The 16877-nt window shown below is 57.3% G+C and carries 13 protein-coding genes; 7 read left to right on the top strand and 6 right to left on the bottom strand.

Going from position 1 to position 16877, the window contains the following annotated elements; translation table 11 throughout:
* Positions 1–83: 83 nt before the first annotated feature.
* The 3 genes from NP603_RS11495 to NP603_RS11485 all read right to left on the bottom strand — a co-directional run bounded on the left by NP603_RS11495 (position 84) and on the right by NP603_RS11485 (position 2872).
* Positions 84–764, bottom strand: coding sequence for a copper resistance protein B (locus NP603_RS11495; protein ID WP_256611026.1), 681 nt, complete (start codon positions 762–764; stop codon positions 84–86).
* Positions 757–2445, bottom strand: coding sequence for a copper resistance system multicopper oxidase (locus tag NP603_RS11490; RefSeq protein WP_256611025.1), 1689 nt, complete (start codon positions 2443–2445; stop codon positions 757–759). Before NP603_RS11490 ends, NP603_RS11495 begins: the two co-directional genes overlap by 8 nt.
* A 64-nt stretch (positions 2446–2509) precedes the next feature.
* Positions 2510–2872: a hypothetical protein gene (locus NP603_RS11485; RefSeq protein ID WP_256611024.1), complete on the bottom strand. Its 363-nt coding sequence runs from the start codon at positions 2870–2872 to the stop codon at positions 2510–2512.
* A 152-nt stretch (positions 2873–3024) separates the two neighbouring features.
* Here NP603_RS11485 and NP603_RS11480 point away from each other — a divergent pair, with 152 nt between their 5' ends.
* Positions 3025–3153 (top strand): hypothetical protein, encoded by a 129-nt coding sequence (locus tag NP603_RS11480; protein WP_256611023.1) that lies wholly within the window; start codon positions 3025–3027, stop codon positions 3151–3153.
* A 265-nt stretch (positions 3154–3418) separates the two neighbouring features.
* Positions 3419–4885 (top strand): S8 family peptidase, encoded by a 1467-nt coding sequence (locus NP603_RS11475; RefSeq protein WP_256611022.1) that lies wholly within the window; start codon positions 3419–3421, stop codon positions 4883–4885.
* A 218-nt stretch (positions 4886–5103) separates the two neighbouring features.
* Here the strand turns inward: NP603_RS11475 and NP603_RS11470 are convergent, their stop codons facing one another.
* The gene (locus NP603_RS11470; RefSeq protein WP_256611021.1) at positions 5104–7725 is read right to left on the bottom strand and encodes a hypothetical protein; all 2622 of its coding nucleotides are present in this window, start codon (positions 7723–7725) and stop codon (positions 5104–5106) included.
* Positions 7726–8007: 282 nt separating this feature from the next.
* Here NP603_RS11470 and NP603_RS11465 point away from each other — a divergent pair, with 282 nt between their 5' ends.
* The 3 genes from NP603_RS11465 to NP603_RS11455 all read left to right on the top strand — a co-directional run bounded on the left by NP603_RS11465 (position 8008) and on the right by NP603_RS11455 (position 14341).
* The gene (locus tag NP603_RS11465; protein WP_256611020.1) at positions 8008–9669 is read left to right on the top strand and encodes a bifunctional metallophosphatase/5'-nucleotidase; all 1662 of its coding nucleotides are present in this window, start codon (positions 8008–8010) and stop codon (positions 9667–9669) included.
* A 42-nt stretch (positions 9670–9711) separates the two neighbouring features.
* Positions 9712–12885: a hypothetical protein gene (locus tag NP603_RS11460; RefSeq protein WP_256611019.1), complete on the top strand. Its 3174-nt coding sequence runs from the start codon at positions 9712–9714 to the stop codon at positions 12883–12885.
* 100 nt (positions 12886–12985) lie between these two features.
* On the top strand, positions 12986–14341 hold the full coding sequence (locus tag NP603_RS11455) for a DUF945 family protein (RefSeq protein ID WP_256611018.1): 1356 nt from the start codon (positions 12986–12988) through the stop codon (positions 14339–14341).
* A gap of 266 nt (positions 14342–14607) precedes the next feature.
* On the opposite strand, the gene NP603_RS11450 is transcribed toward NP603_RS11455, so the two are convergent.
* Positions 14608–14787 carry a hypothetical protein gene (locus NP603_RS11450; RefSeq protein WP_256611017.1) on the bottom strand — a complete coding sequence of 60 codons (180 nt, stop codon included), beginning with the start codon at positions 14785–14787 and terminating at the stop codon, positions 14608–14610.
* A gap of 80 nt (positions 14788–14867) precedes the next feature.
* Here NP603_RS11450 and NP603_RS11445 point away from each other — a divergent pair, with 80 nt between their 5' ends.
* On the top strand, positions 14868–16247 hold the full coding sequence (locus NP603_RS11445; protein ID WP_256611016.1) for an ATP-binding protein: 1380 nt from the start codon (positions 14868–14870) through the stop codon (positions 16245–16247).
* Between the two features lie 145 nt (positions 16248–16392).
* Positions 16393–16569 carry a hypothetical protein gene (locus NP603_RS11440; protein WP_256611015.1) on the top strand — a complete coding sequence of 59 codons (177 nt, stop codon included), beginning with the start codon at positions 16393–16395 and terminating at the stop codon, positions 16567–16569.
* 67 nt (positions 16570–16636) lie between these two features.
* On the opposite strand, the gene NP603_RS11435 is transcribed toward NP603_RS11440, so the two are convergent.
* Entirely contained in the window at positions 16637–16873 is a 237-nt protein-coding gene (locus tag NP603_RS11435; RefSeq protein ID WP_256611014.1) for a TraR/DksA C4-type zinc finger protein, read from the bottom strand.
* Between the last annotated feature and the right edge of the window lie 4 nt (positions 16874–16877).

Raw genomic sequence — 16877 nt, 5'->3', positions numbered from 1 at the left:
CCACTTCCCCGTTGTGGGTTATCGTCCTAATCCGATCAGACAATCAAATGCAAGCACTGGTTCAGCCCCTTAGCAGCACCTTGCTAATACCAGAACCGGAAACCGGCAACGGCTCTGACGCTGTGCTGATGTTCTCGCAGCGACTGCTCTTCGACGTAATCGACCCCGAGATAAGGCGCAAATTCGCGTTCGATTTCGTAACGCAGCCGCAAACCGGCCTCGAATTCGGTCACCCCGGCTTTGACACCGCGCGATTGCAAATCTTCCGCCGCCACATTCAAACCGATGCGCGGCTGCAGGATCAGGCGCTGGCTCAGCAACAGCTCATAACTGACAGTCAATCGACCCAGTACGTTCCCCTTCTCGGTGACGAACAGCGCGCTGTCCACTTCAAAAAAATACGGCGCCAAGCCCTGAAACCCGATCACCGCGTCGAAAGTGCGCTCCGGCTCGAACGCGCGACGGGCGCCGATTTGAAAATCCCAGAAACTATCGACGTTGCGGCTGTACAGCACCTGTAAATCGGCCCGGCCGAAAATGTCCTGATCGGCCGAATAGTCGCCTTCCGATTTCAACCAGAGCTTGTGGTCGTCGTTGCCGAACCAGTTCTGTATATCCCATTTCGCCAGATGCAGTCCGCCGTTACTTTCGTATTCCAGGCGTTCGGCCAGGAAGCGGTTGAACAGCATGTGGCCGTCATCGGCTCGGCAGTTCAGCCACAGCAGGCCGATGATTGTGGCTATCGCTCTGCGCCGATCAATCATGATTCGGCTCGACGATCAATTTACGAAACATGCCGGTATCCATGTGGTACAGCAAATGGCAATGAAACGCCCATTCGCCTACCGCGTCTGCCGGCACGTCGACCACCGCGATGGTCCCCGGCCTGACGTTGATAACGTGCTTTTTCGGATTGTATGCGCCGGCGCCGATATCCAAGTATTGCCACAAGCCGTGGATATGGATCGGATGGTTCATCATGGTCTGATTGACGTAACGGAAGCGGACCACTTCGCCTAATTTGACCCGAATCGGTTCGGCATCGGCGTATTTGACGTCGTTAAACGACCAGATGTAGCGCCGCATGTCGCCGGTCAGCCGCAGCTCGACTTCCCGATCCGGTTTGGCAAGCGGCGTGGCGGTTCGAGCGCGCAAATTGCGGTAATCGAGTGTCTGGTACGACGGAATTTCCGGCGACATGGCGGCGTGATGGTGGCCGGCATCGGCGGTATGTTCTGTTGCCCGGCCTGCCTCGGGACTCTCGTTAGCCTGCGGCGCATGGCCGTCGTGTTCGGCGTGTTCGGCGTGTTCGGCGTGTTCGGCGTGTTCGGCATGTTCGGCATGTTCGGCATGTTCGGCATGTTCGAGATAATTATCGCCCTGCACTGCGTGCCCGGCATGGGCGCCGCCCATATCCGCCAGCGTCAATAAGGTCCGCGGCGTCGGCGGCGGAACCGGCGCCAACCAATCCGCCCGCGGCGACAGGCTGGCGTGAGCGTAACCGCTGCGGTCCATCGCCTCGGCGAAGATACTGTAGGCTTGTTCGGCGTTGGGTTGCACCACGACGTCGTAGGTTTCGGCAACCGCAATCCGGAAGGCGTTAACGTTCAAAGGCTGCAGGTTTTGGCCGTCGGCGGCTACGACCTGCATCGCCAAACCCGGAATACGCACATCGAAATAGGTCATCGCCGAGGCATTAATGAAACGCAGCCGCACTCTTTCACCGGGGTTGAATAAAAAATGCGGTTGCATTTGCGGGGTGCGGCCGTTAATCAGGAAACGGTAAGTCGAACCGTTGACGTCGGCCAGATCGGTCGGGTCCATCCGCATTGCTCCCCAGGCCAACCGGTTGTTGACGGTTTCTCCAAACCCGAGCCGTTCGATGTCGGCAAAGAAATCGGCAAGCGTACGCTTCTGAAAATTGTAGTAATCGCTCTGCTTTTTCAGCCGAGCCAGCGTGCGGTAAGGGTCTGCCTGCGGCCAGTCCGACAGTATCACCACGTAATCGCGATCGGTAGGCGGCTGCGGCTGCGCCGGATCGATGATCAATGCCCCGAACAAGCCCTGCTGCTCCTGCATGCCGGAATGGCCGTGGTACCAATAGGTGCCGCTCTGCTTGACCGGGAATTGGTAAGTAAAGCGGCTACCGGGCGCGATACCCTCGAAACTGATACCCGGCACGCCGTCCATCCGATACGGCAACTCGAGGCCGTGCCAATGGATCGAAGTCGGTTCCGATAGCCGGTTTTCGACATGCAACACCACCTGTTCGCCTTCGCGCCAGTGCAAAGTCGGCCCCGGCAGACCGTCGTCCGCCAGAATCGCGGTCTGCGGCTGGCCGATGAGATCGACTCGCTTCTCGGCAATCGTCAAATGGTATTCCCCGGCTAAAGCCTGTCCGGCCAGCGCCATGACCAAGCCGATACAGCGGATACGATTCGGCACAGGCTTCCCCGCAGAGCCGCCAAGTAAATAGCGGCTAGCTGATAACCGATGCATTCGCCTCCGGTTAACGCGCATCTTCCGGCATCTCCGGCGCCTGCCACTCGCCGCGTTGGCGCGCCTCGTCGACGGTTTTCCAACCGGCTGCGACTTCCTGTTGCGTAATCCCCAGCCGCTGCAACAACGAGTCCAGCAACGAATCGGAGCTAGCCGGCGCCGAAATCGGCGCGGATTTACCGGCGGACTTGGCGGCCGGCAGTTCGGTAATCACCAAGGCGCCGTTGATCGGTTTGACTTCGCCTTTGGCGCATTTTTTGGCGTCGTCGGTATACAGCGTTTTGCCTGCCACCACGCATTTGACCGGTTCGGCCGACAGCGGTGCGGCTGCAGCCAGCATCACGGCCGCACTCAGTGTTTTGACGAGCTGCATCGCTGCCTCCGAAAGATAAGGGTTTCTGTCCGGCAATCGCGCGTGGGCCAAGCCGCTAGCGCCGAAAATCGGCCTTGGAACTTTTCGCACTCGCGCCCAATCCTCCTAGCGCTGCCGGGCCAAGTTACCGGTTCGGCATACCGGAGGACGAGATGAAATTAATCCTTGCACTGATGATAGCCGCAATTGCCTACTCGGCACTACGCTTTATCGCCGAATTGGCCGGAGAACTCGCCGAATTCGCCGTCGAGGCCTGGCGGCATGGGCAAACGGAAAAGTAAGACCCGTTTCAAGACGGCCGGTTGGTAGAACGTTGCGCTCCCGGTCATCAGGATGGTGTTGGCTTTTGCGCTTCCCCGCGCCTTAGCGAAAAGATTCCTTCGTGAATCAACAACATCTCCGATTTCATTACATTTGAAACGTTACGCCATAATCGATGATGCCACTAGCAGCATGTTAGTATCGGTAGCTGGCTGAACAGTAGCGAATTGGGAGATGTCGATAACACAAGTTAAAGCAGGGATTGGTTGCGGGTTTACGGCCGCAATGTTACTCGGGCTACCAGGCCATTTGATCAATGATGTACAGGCAGCTACGACGACTAAGGCAGTCACTCAAGGCGACACTCTGATTGGTGCCGATCTGGCGAGAAACATTTACGACTTGAACGGCGCGGGCATCACCGTCGCCGTCATCAGCGACAGCTTTAATTGCCTGGGCGGCGCCGAAATTGGCCAGGCCAATGGCGAATTGCCAGCAACCGTGACGGTATTGAAAGAAGCCGATTGCCAAGGCGAAAAGACGCTAGACGAAGGCAGGGCAATGCTGGAAGTGATACACGATCTGGCGCCCGGCGCCAGTTTGCTGTTTCATGCCATGGGCGACAATCCGGCGGATTTGACGCAAGCCTTGAATCGGGTAGCTGATCACGGCGCGCAGATCATTGTCGACGATGCGATCTATTTTAGCGAACCGATGTTTCAGGACGGTCCGGCATCGCAAGCCATCGACCGCTTAGTAGCCGAGCGCGGCATCGCTGTATTCTCGTCGGCGGGTAACGCCGGCCTAAACAGCTATCAGTCGGTGTTTTCCGATAGCGGCACTTATCCCTTGGGCGAGAAACACGGCGTCGCCCACGACTTCAATCCCAACCCACGTGAAACCGATACTTGCCAAACCATCACCGTTGGCGCCGACGCGTTTACCATTTTAAGTTTGCAATGGGACCAGCCGGCCAAGTCGATTGGCGGCGGCAACGGCTCGGCCAGCGACCTGGATGTGGTGGTTTACGACGACCCGGCCTGCAAGCGAGTCGCGCGAACCTGGGTCATCGGCGGCTCGACCGATAATCTGGGCGGCGACCCTGTCGAAGTTGTCGGTTTCGACAACAAAGGCAACCGCCATCGAAAAACCGTCGGCTTGAGCATTTTGAAAGTGGCCGGTCCCGCGCCCGGCTTGCTGAAATACATCCTGAGCGGCAGCTCGCTACCCAGCGAACACCCCAGCATCGACGAGTACCGCAACGCACCGAAAACCGTCACTTCCGCATTCGGTCACGCCAATGCGGCAAGCGTGTTCAGTGTCGGCGCCATAGAAGCCGGCCATGGCAAAAAGCCGCCAGCGCCGAGTTACTATTCTTCTCCCGGTGGCCTGCCGGTTTTGTTCGACAACCAAGGCCAGCGTTTAGCCGAGCCCATCGTCCGCAGACATGTCGATGCCGTCGCGCCCACCAACGTCAATACCAGCTTCTTTTCCAAAACCCGGCCGGACCTGGAAAAAGACGGTAAGCCCAATTTCACCGGCACCTCGGCCGCCGCACCCCATGCAGCTGCCGTGGCGGCTTTGCTATTGCAAGCCGAGGCGCGAAACGGCCAAGTTTTAAAGCCGATTCAACTATACGATCTATTGCGGCGTAGTGCCTTGGACATGAGCACGCCGGGCTACGACTATGAAACGGGGTACGGACTCCTTCAACCGGCTAAGGCAATCAACTTGTTATCAAACGACCGATAAAAAAGCCTTTCTGCTATTCGAACATAGCCAGCCTAACTACAAAAACATTGACTATTCGGGGTATTGGCCGAAACGATGATTAGCTGGTTTGAAAAAGCGAAACACGCTGTCTGCCCAAACTTCCCTGCTGATAATCGAAAAATCGATGCGATCAAGCGCTGTCCAAAGCCGAAGTTCGGACCGCAGTTGCTGAATACACGCTGCAACACCAAACGAATTTATCGGCCATATTCCGCCCAGAAAATCTCGCCTTTTTCGTATTCGGCGTAGGCGATCGCAACGTTCAGCAAGGTGTGAATTTGAGAAGCAATATTGTCCAGCTTTTCGGGCATTAGCTTCTGCAGTTCCGCCGCGAGCGTGTTTGCCAGCTCTGTATTTCCCGCAGTCTTCGCCCAATAAGCGCAGGCTCCTAGCGGCGATTCTTCAATGGGAAAGTTATATGAATAGTATTTTTTGTCCGCGCGAGTTTTTGCTTCTTCAAACCAAGCACTTGCTAACGCTGGCTGTCGAATGGCATGAGCGGTGTAAGCCAATTCGCATAAGGCTTTGGCGCCATATTGGTTTTCGGTCATCGCGCGAGCCGATTCGGCAAGCTCTTGTATCACTGATAATTTCTGGGCTTCGTCAATTACCAGCGTATGCGCTTGCAAAAGCGTGGCGCTCGAATGTATCGCTTGCCGGCGGTCCGAGGGCTTCATGCTGGCCTTCAGCGACTCTGGTAAATTCTGCAACTCGCCTCTCAGGGCTGATTTGACAAAATCTTGTCCTTCGTCGTTTTCTAGGCTCGCGGCGATAGTCAGCGCCTGCCGCCAACTGTTCATACGATCACTAAGCGACTCGATTTTAGAAATCGCCTCGAGAAGCTGCGTATTCGGCTCTTGTTTAAATTGCGCCAAGGCAATTTCGGTTAAGACCTTCTGGCGAGGTTGCTTCTGATCCACCAATTGACCATGGCGATCAGGTTCCAGAAATGACCACGCCGTGTGCAACGCATCGGTGTCAGCTCCGGTTTGGGCGAGTAATTTGACGATACCTTCATCGCCCGGCGTGCTATATACGAATTGGCCTTGGCCTGTCGACATATTCTTCGCCAGCTCGTTAGCCGCTTCCTTGGCATATACCTGTGCCTTATCGGTTTGTTTTAGTTTAAGCAGTGTTTCCGCTATCTCCAGCAAACCACGCGCACGCCTCCGGTGATGGTCGTAGTTGACCGCGATGCTCCGCGCTGTGGCGAGTTCGGTTTCCATCTCGCTGTTGCGGCCGAGTACGGCCAATACTTGCGCTTTGGCTAATGCAAACAAATGAGGAAAACCATCGCCGTGGTTTCCTGGGTATATCGCTGCTAACTCGTCCAGGCGAGCCAGTGCGGCCAGTGCATCACCCTGTTCGGCGCGTTGCACGGCAATTTTTAAGCTGATAAGCGGATCTTCGAAGCGACCGCGTTGCCAAATCGGCTCCAGCCAGCCGGTAGCCAGAACATCGAGCTTCATATTCTTTATGTATCGGTACTCTTTAGTGCAACTGTCTGTAGAGCAATGAAAGTCATTGGCTATGGTCAATGCATCGACAAAATCGGTTTTGGCTTTTTCCGGATTTCCGCAGAAAAACGCTATCTTTGCCAGTTTGGCTTTAGTTATGGACGAAATGATCTTGAATCCCATCGCTTTTTCAAGTTCGACTATTTTCTCGGCTAAAGCTTGTCCTGCGTCATATCGGTTGGCTTTACATAGCGCAACCGCAACGCCGTCCATCCCGCTTTGAAAAATTGGTCGGGTTATGTTTCTCACGGCGCCAACGGCCTTGTCAGTTTCACCCAATCTGGCATACAACACACCTGCACGCGCGGCGAGTTGAGTTTCCTTTAGAAAATAGGGCTCGCTTTGTTCCAATTCGCCCAATGCTTCACGGGCAGCGGCAGTGTCGCCACGGTCGAGCCGGCCTTCGGCCAGGGCTAGCATAACGGAGGTATAAAGACCGGGCTGTTTGTCTTTGAACACGCGCAGACCGGAAAGAGAAACGGTGCCGGCGTTCGCCTCCGCAGATAAAATTTCCGCCAACTGCGCTGCCTCTTGAATGTTACCGTGTCTTGCCTGTGCGATAGCGGCGTTTTCCAGAATTCTAAACGCATTTGGCACTTGTTCGGTCTTGGCAAAATTGAAATAACTCATCGCCTTATCGGCGCTCACCGGGCTATCGCCGACTAAAAACAACGGCAAGACGGATTCCATGTCTGTCAGATAAGTTGCTCTGGAGGTGCCTTTTCGCTTGGTAAACGCAATGTCGAAGGCCTGCGTTGCCGAACGTTGAGCCTCTGAATTTAATCCCAACGCCCATTGCGCCCGTGCCAAAAGACTGGTCGGTTCGGCAAGCCAGGAATAACGGTTATAGTTGCTATTGGTATCTAATAAATGTGTTTTCCGTGCCCACTCAGGAACCCCTAATGCCAGTGCCGTAAGACTAAACCCATTGCGGTGAGCAAGCCCATCAGGTGAATCATAAGGAAGATTTTCGGCCACCTGTTCGAATAGACACACCATGCTGGGTTGAGCGCGACATTTCGCATAGCGGTTTTTCGGCCAGTCGGCATTTTCCACCGAGCTAACCGAGGCAGCCGGCGGGTTTGGGTATTGCGAGACCGAATCGGGAACTGATGTATCCAACCCTGTAGGCGGTTTGGCATCGGAACTTGAAGTTGACGGACCTGCTGCCAACGTCGTGCTCGGCGCTTGCGACGCAAGCAGCAAAATGACAATGACAAAGGGCCTTTCGAGTCGACTCTTCAATCTAGCGGCGAGTGTTGAGCATCCTTCGCCAAGATTTTTTCCATTTATCATAAGCATGCAGTCCCCATAAATTTCAGCCTCCACTATCAAACATTCAAATTGATTCGCCGCAAGAGTAGCATCGATCTCGTTTCAGCGCGCTTAGCCAACAGAGCGCAGGCTCGGTCGGTTTGCCTTGGGCAATAGCAATACCTGCCACTTAAGCCACGAAAATCGGCAGGTTAGCTCTCCAGCAAATGGCGGGCTTAACCTCCCAACAAACCCATCAGTTTTTGGGTTAATTCCGATTCGCTGCTATCTTGATCGGCAACATTAACCTGCTCCGCGGAGGATACCTTTATGTGGCCGACAAAATCGCTGCTACTCGCAACCGTCGTCGCCTCGCTTGCGGCTTGCAGCGCGGTATCCACCTCCGATACGCCTGCCGGAGCGGAGCCGGCGCCAAGCGCGCATTTCCGGATTCTGCAAGTCAACGACTCCTACAAAATCGAAGGTCTGGAGAACGGTAACGTCGGCGGTTTTGCCCGTTTGCGTACCCTGCGCCGTCAGTTGCAGGCCGATACCACTCCGGTGCTGCTGTTACACGGCGGCGATTTTTTGTTTCCGTCGGTGATGAGCAAATACCTGCAGGCCGATGCGATGGTCCAGGTCATGAACTTGCTGGACGGCGCGCCGGCCGCGTTCGATCACGACATGATGGCGGTGTTCGGCAATCACGAATTCGATACGCCGGACGCCGGGCTGTTGCTGCGGCGGATCGTGCAATCGGACTTTAGCTGGATTTCGTCCAACACCCGCTTCAAATTCAGCGACAGCGCGGCCGCAGAACCCTTCAACCAAAGGGTGCCTCAGGTGCACGACGTTTGCGTCAAAGACATCGCCGGCATCAAGGTCGGCTTCTTCGGCATCACCCTTGACAGCCGCAAACAAGCTTATGTCGAATTCGCCTACGATCTGCCGGCCAGGCGTACCGCCATCCGCAACGCCTTGGACCGCTTGCAAAGCCAGGGGGCAACGGCTATCGTCGCCCTCACCCACCAGGATTTCGACCAGGACCAATGGCTGGCGCGGGAATATCCAGAAGTGAACCTGATCGTCGGCGGCCACGAGCACTTTTTTATCGAACAACAGATCGGCAACACCTGGATCACCAAGGCCGACGCCGACAATAAAAGCGCCATCGTCCACGACATTTACCTCGCCGACGGCAAGTTCAGCAGCAGCCACCGCAAAGTCGATCTGGACCAAAGCATCGCCAAAGACCCATTGGTCGCGGCCGAAGTCGACCGCCAGTTGCAACGGCTGGCCGGCGTATTTCAGCAACAAGGCAAAGACCTGAAGCAGGTGTTGGGTTATACCGAACATCTGCTGGAAGGGGTGGAACCGGCAGTGCGCGGCCGGGAAACCGCACTCGGCAACTTCCTGGCCGACACGATGCGGGAACGCATGCGCACCGACATCGCCTTCACCAACGGCGGCGGCATCCGCATCAACGACAACATCCCGCCCGGACCGGTCACGCTGTACGACATGGAAGGCTTGTTTTACTACGACAACAAGTTGGTCAGCTTCGAATTGACCGGCCAGCAACTGCTGGAGGTGTTGAATAATTCGGTGTCGAAAACCCATTTGGGCGACGGCCGTTTTCTGCAAGTCTCCGGCATCCGCTTCGGCTACCGCGCGGAGCCCCAAGCCGACGGCGGCTTCAAGTATCGGGTAGACGCCGGCGACGTGCGGATCAGGCCGCGCGGCGCCAAACAAGACCAAGCGCTGGATTTGCAGAAAACCTATAGCGTCGCCAGCACCGATTTCATTTGGGAACACGGTTCCAGCGACGACTATGCGATATTCGGCAAAGGCGAAGGCAAAACCAGTCCGCGCCGGCTAGACGACGGCACGGCAATCGGCTTCCGCCAAACCGTGGAAGCGGCAATCGCCAACTTGCCGCAGCGCACGATAACTCAGCAGGTCGAGGGCCGCATCGTCCGGCTGCAACCCTAACCCGCCGCAACCGGCCCGTTTGCCGCCCATTTTGGAGAGACCATGGCTCAGCCCCGCTACTACTTCGCCGACGACGAACGCTTTGTCGTCGAGCAATACAACGACTGCGCTGCATTTGCCAGTTTTCTGCCCGGCATCGCCGGCGTATCCGGCCGACCGGCGTGGGCGTTTTACGTCAACCGCGGCCAGGCCATCGCCAGTTTCGGCGTCCGCAACAAAGACGGCGCCTTTCTGGAGTTCTTTCCGGCCGACAAGGCTTACCAACTGACGCCGTCCCGCGGCTTCCGCACCTTTCTGAAAGTTTCCGACGGCCAAACCAGCCGCCATTACGAACCGTTCCAACGCGGCGCCGGAGCGGACGTGGTACAGCGGTTAAGCGTGACGCCGCACGAAGTCGGGGTCGAAGAGATCAATCCCGGCCTCGGTTTCAGCGTCCGCGCCGATATGTTCACACTGCCGGAGGCCAACGTCGCCGGCCTGGTGCGTCGGGTGGAAATCGGCAATATTTCCAGCCGAACCCTGCGCATCGAAATCGTCGACGGCTTGCCGCAAGTCTTGCCGTACGCGATGAACCAATGGATCTTGAAATTCATGAGCCGCACCTCGGAAGCCTTCATGCGCGTAGAAGGCGTCGACGACGCTCTACCGTTTTACCGGCTGAAAGTCTGGCCGACCGATTCACCGCAAGTGGAACCGGTCGACGGCGGTAATTTCTTTTTCGGCTGCAGCGCCGGCCGGCGTAACCCGGTGATCGTCGATCCGGAACGCGTATTCGGGCTGGCCGGCGATTTTTCCAGCGCGGAACGCTTCTTTAGCGATGCGCCGCTGGATTTAGAAAACCAGGTCGCCGCCAACCAGACGCCGGCGGCATTTCAAACCTTGACGCTGGAACTTCCGCCCGGAACAAGCCAGGTGTTTTATGCGGTCTACGGCCACGCCGAATCGGTGGCGGAATATCAGCGTTTCGTGGCGCAGGCCGCCTATCGAGACGAGTATTTCGCCGCCAAACGCGAAGCTAACCGGGCGTTGATCGACCGAATCGGCCGCAAAGCCTTTACCGCCACCGCCCTGCCCTTGTTCGATGGCCACGTCCGCCAATGCTATCTGGATAACGGTTTGCGCGGCGGCTTTCCGACGGCGGTTCCGGGCAGCAAGCTGTTGTATTTGTTCGGCCGCAAACACGGCGATCTGGAACGCGACTATAACGACTTCCTGTTGCAGGACACGCCCTATTCGGAAGGCAACGGCGACTTTCGCGACGTATTGCAGAACCGCCGCGTCGATCTGTTTTTCGAGCCGGGATTGGGCGGGCAAAACATCCGTTACTTTTTCAATCTGATCCAGCCGGACGGCTATAACCCCTGCGCGTTGCGCAACTGGCGTTTCGCCGTCGCTGCGCCCCAGGATTTCGCGGCATATTTTGCCGAAATTCCGGGACTGGAGGCTTTACTCGAAACCGAATTCAAATACGCCGAACTCTGGCAGCTGTTGGCCGGCCATGACGCGGCTGACGAAATGATCGGCGCCATTCTCGCCGCAGCGCGGGAAGTGGCGGACGCCGAATTCGACCGCGGTTATTGGTCCGACCATTGGACGTATCTGGTCGACCTGCTGGTCAACTACCGGGCGATCTTCCCCGACCGGCTGCCTGCGCTGTTGCTGGAAGCCGATTACACCTTTTTCGATCCGACCCATTACGTCGCCCCGCGCGCGCAAAAATACCGGCTTACCGGCGACGGCCTGCGCCAATACGGCGCCGTGCAATTCAGCGCCGAGAAAAAATCCTTGATCGAGTCGCGTAGCGGCCGGCGTTACCAGGTGCGCGCCGAGCAAGGCCGTGGCGCCATCGTCCACACCACCTTGTTGGGCAAAATCGTCACCTTGGTGGCAAACAAGCTGGCGACGCTGGACCCGGCCGGGATCGGCATCGAGATGGAAGCCGACCGGCCCGGTTGGTGCGACGCGTTGAACGGCTTGCCCGGCATTCTCGGCTCGGCGGTCAACGAAACCATCGAACTGAAACGGCTGGTCGATTTTAGCTTGCCGTTATTCGCCGCGATAAACGCCGCCGAGATAGCGCTTCCGGCCGAGCTGGCCGCTTTCGTCGCCGGGCTGGACCGCTTACTCGACATGCCCGAGCTGACGCCGCACGCGTTCTGGCACCAAAGCGGCGCCTTGAAGGAAGCCTACCGCCGAGACGTGTTCATCGGCTTCACCGGCGCCGAAACAGCGCTGAGTCCGGACCGGCTGCGCGGCTTCTTCGGCAAAGCCTCGGCTTATCTGGCCGCCGCGGTAGCCAAAGCCGAATCCGACGCCGGCATCACCACTTATTACGCCTTCCGTGCCGGCGACTACCACGAGCAGGCGGACGGCAGCGTCGAAATTACCCGTTTCCTTCCGGTGGCGCTGCCGCCGTTTCTGGAAGGCTTTGTTCACGCACTACGGATTGCCGATCGCGAATCGGCCAGACGCCTGTATCTGGCCGCGCGCAATTCCGAGCTGTACGACCGCAAATTGGGCATGTACCGGCTCAATGCTGCGCTGGGCGACCAGGCGCTGGATCTGGGCCGGATCGGCGTATTCAATTACGGCTGGCTGGAAAACGGCTCGATCTTCCTGCACATGCATTACAAGTTTGTGTTGGAAATGCTGCGCGCCGGTCTGGTCGCCGAGTTTTATGCCGACATCGAGCGTTTGTTGGTGGCGTTTCGGGATGCCGAGGAGTACAAGCGCAATCCGCTGGAAAATTCCAGCTTTCTGGTCAGCAGCGGCTTCAGCGTCGATCCGCGCCAGCACGGCCGCGGCTGCGTCGCCCGCTTGTCCGGTTCGACGGTGGAACTGCTGCAACTTTGGACCTATCTGTTTTTCGGCGATGCGCCGTTCCGCGTTGTGGACGGCGAGCTGCGTTTCCAACCGGAACCGGTACTGGCGGCCAGGTTGTTTTCCGACTGCGAGCGCAGCGCGGCGCCCTTTGCTGGCGAAGAAACCTTGCCGGTGGCCAGTGCCGCCTGCGCCTTGTTCGGCGCCACGCTGGTGGTTTACCTGAATCCGCAACGGCGTGATTGTTTCGGTCCGCACCCGGTCAAGCCGCAGCGGTACCGCTTATATTTCCGCGACGGCAGCGAGGCAAAGCTGGACGGCGCTTATCTGGACGCCGAGGCCGCTGCGGCGTTACGCCAAGGCATGCTGCGGCGCCTGGATATCGAATTGGCTTAGCGACGGACAGCCGGATACTTTTCTCGCACCGCGGCGCAGGTCGAGAATCGCTGCGTTTTGCTAGACTGGAACGCATATCCAACTGTTTGGAGTAGCGAAGATGGCACAAAACTCTCTGATCCGGGTCGCGGGCGGCATCGCCCTGTTCGCGGCTGTGTGGCTGGGCGCCAGCGTTTATCTCGGCCGCAACGCCGAACGCGAATTGGCGGAGCGGGTGCAAAAGACCGCGACCGATTGCGGCCTGCGCGTGAACAATTTACAGCAGCAATCGGGTTTGCTGTCGGCCAGCGGCACGTTGGAACTGCAAGTCGGCGATTTGTGCGATACCGACCCCAGCGGCAAATACTGGGTCGTCGCCGACGTGCAATACAACATCAACCACTTGATCCTGCCCGGCTCGGTGATGCGCTTCAATTGGACCTTGCGCCAGCGCCCGGAATCCGGCCACGGCGGCGCCGGTTTGCAATTAAGCGGCAGCGGCCATTCGGCGTTCTCCGGCACGCTGTTTTCCGAGATTGCTTCGGCGGAATTCTCCGGCGAGGCCGGCGACGAAAGTTGGCGCCTGGAGCCGTTAACCGGCCATGTCGAGGCCGGCGAACAGAGCTTGAACCTGAGCTTGCAAGCGCCGCGCTTCACTGCACGCGGCGGCGGCAATGCGCTGGACCTGCAAGGCGTCGGCCTGCAGCTCAATCTGCGGGACCTGGAACAGGGACTGGGCAGTTCCAGTTTTACCATCGATAAAGTCGCCACCAGCAACGCTAGCGGCGAACGTCTGGCAGTCGCTAGCGAAACGGTGCGAAACGGCGACCGGATCGATGCCAAGATCCTTTACGCGCTGGGCGGACTGGACACGATGGGTTACTCCGCCCGGGATTTGGCGGTGGAAATCGCCGTGCGCGGGCTCTATGCCGACAGCGTGAAAACTCTGGCCAACCTTGCCAAGGAATCCAAAACTTTCCGGAATCTGACGCTGGAGGAAAACAAACGCTACCGCAAGGCGTTGAAACAGGCCATCAACCGCGGTTTTTCCACCGGCATTACCAAACTGAGCGGCAACGTCGGCAATGCCGGCGAGCAAAGCGGCTTGAACGGCCAATTGACGATAGAAGTCAAAGCCAATGCCGACCCCGATGCCGACATCCAACTGGCAAAAATGCTGCAGTCCTCGGGCCAAGTCAGCGTTACCGGTAACGCGATCGGCGAGGAACAGAAAAACCAGTGGCTGCAAATGGGCATCGCCAAGGCCAGCGCCGACGGTATCCAGGCCGGATTCGACTATTCCGCCGGCATATTGAAAACCAACGACCGCATCGTCGACGAGCCCTGGCTACAACAAACCCTGGCCGATACCGATACCCAAATCAATCGCTTTCTGAACGAAACCGAGATTGCGGCACCGATCCCCGAAATGCCGGACGCGAACGATCAACAAGCGGTCTCGCCGGCTCCACCGTAGCGCCGCGACAAGAACTCGGAAAATTCTTTAGTTACGATAGGTTTGTAGGTAGGCTTGTTCTATCAGTGAGCGTCTGATCGATCCGTACTAACCGGTTGCGTTTGTCCAAGCTCGACCAACCTTCCGCCAAGCTCAAGGCAAACCGGCGAAAAAACTCGCAAAGTCCGATCAATCGATTAGACTCGCGCCGATCGAGGCTAAACATAGCGACCGCGCGCTCCTTCCCTCAGGCCATCGGACGCACCAACCGTTTTTTTTCGATACATTTACACCGCCCAAGCCAGATTCAAAGCCAACAACACGCCAACATCGCCGACCGACATCGAGTACATGCTGGCCGGGCTGATAATTCGGCGGATTTCGAGGATGGAATCGTGACCATTAGCAGGGATCGGCCTAACCTTTCCGTAAAACTTAGCGAGTTGCGCCCGCGCGACGGACGCCATTGCGGCTTGCGCTATGCTTTGCTCATTGTAATCAGTGGCAAGGCCGCAGATTACGAAGGATTATTTCTCAAGATCGGCCGATGTTAGGCGACGAAATGAATGACGACGACAACTTATCGAAAATCCTGGTAATCGACGCCGACCGGCCGGCGATATTGGTGGTCGCTACCGATACCGAACTGGCAATTCGCCTTAACCGGCTATTCAATCTGACAGAAGTCGCCGATAGCAGCAAAATTCCGGGACAACCGAATTATGCGGTCCGTTGTGCCGATACGCCCGCACTTGCGGAACAATTGATCGCCGAAGGCTTGTCCAACAACAGCCCCTTCAACTTGGTGTTTGTACTGCATCCGTTGCGGCAGGCAAGCGGAGTGGCGCTGATAAAACGTTTGTGGGAGGTGGATTCCGGCTTGAACGCCGTACTCTGCAACGCCGATCCGGAACTGGATTGGCCGCAGATCGCCGAAAAACTGGGAGAAAGCGACCAGTTGCTGATTTTGCAGCAACCGTTTTCCGACTTGGTCGTGCGCCAAGTGGTACATGCCATGGTCAGGCAATGGCAATTGGTGAAACAAACACAGGACGTCATGCAGTTCATGGTCATGCAAAATCGGCAACTCGAGGCGACCAACCATAAGCTGCAAGATATCCAGGCCCAGTTGCTGCAATCGGAGAAAATGTCGTCCATCGGCCAGCTCGCAGCCGGGGTGGCTCACGAAATCAACAACCCGGTCGGATTCGTCAAGTCCAACTTGAATACCCTGAAGCGCTATATCGCCGACTTATTGGAATTGGCCGGCGCTTACGAAAAGGCCGAGTCGGCCGTTGCGGACGCTTGGCTGATGGCCGGCATCGACGCCGTCAAGCGCCGGATCGACCTCGATTATCTGCGTCACGATGCGCCGGAGTTGCTCGAAGAATCGCTGGACGGAATCAACCGGGTTACCAAAATCGTTCAAGACCTGAAAGAATTTTCCCATCCGCAACACAATAAGGATGATTGGCAGTGGGCCGATTTGCACGCCGGTCTGGATAGCGCATTGAACATCGTTTACAACGAATTGAAATACAAGGCGGAAATCGTCAAACGATATGGCGACGTACCTCTGGTCAACTGCCTGCCGCGGCAGTTAAATCAGGTATTCGTCAATTTACTGGTCAACGCCGCCTATGCGATCGAAAAACACGGCGTGATCACGGTCGCCACCGGCTGCGGCGACGGCCGGGTTTGGATCGAAATCGGCGACACCGGCTGCGGAATGACCGAGGAGCAGCTGGGCCGTATTTTCGATGCCTTTTACACCACCAAACCGGTCGGCAAGGGTACCGGCCTGGGCTTGACGATTTCCTACGGCATCGTCAAAAAACACGGCGGCGACATTAAAGTTCGCAGCCGGGTTGGCAGCGGCACTACGCTACGTATAGAACTGCCGGTAGACGCCGAAACAGCTCAATGAAACTTTCGGGAAAACGCATGATTGAAGCCAAGACTATCGTCATCACTGGCGTTACTCGCGGCCTGGGCCGGGCTATGGCCAAAAAATTTGCGGTCTGGGCCACCGCGTGATCGGTTGCGGCCGTTCCGTGGCCGGAATCGAAACTATGGCTGAAGCACTCGGCCGCAGGCACAGGTTCGATGTCGTCGACGTCGCTCGAGACGCTGCCGTATCGGCATGGGCGAAAGCGGCTATCGCCCAATATTGCGTCGAGCTCGGTTTCGAACTGGTCGAGACCTTTCAGCGCATTGGTTACGCGATCCCGGTCCCGCCCTGGCAGTAGAATGCTGAGTCGCCCGCCGATGGCACTTGGCCGACAGCCGCAATCGTAATGCCGCTAGCCGGTTCAGTTAGCGAATCTTTAGCGGATTTTTGCCTGTCTGTTCCAGGCTGGTTTGGCACGGCAAACAGTATTTGCAGGGTATCGCCGCACGCCGCGCTTCAGGAATCGGTTCGCCGCATTCTTCGCAGTCGGAGGCGGACTCGCCGGTATAAATGGCTTTGCGGGTTTCGGCAACGAACAATTCGGTCATTTTTTCCATGCGTTCGGCTATCGCGTCGGCACCTCCGGCCCAAGCTGTAGACATTTTC

Source organism: Methylomonas aurea (assembly GCF_024505045.1).
Lineage (GTDB): Bacteria > Pseudomonadota > Gammaproteobacteria > Methylococcales > Methylomonadaceae > Methylomonas > Methylomonas aurea.
The sequence above is the reverse complement of the archived record's forward strand: the minus strand, read 5'-3'. Positions and strand labels throughout refer to the sequence as shown.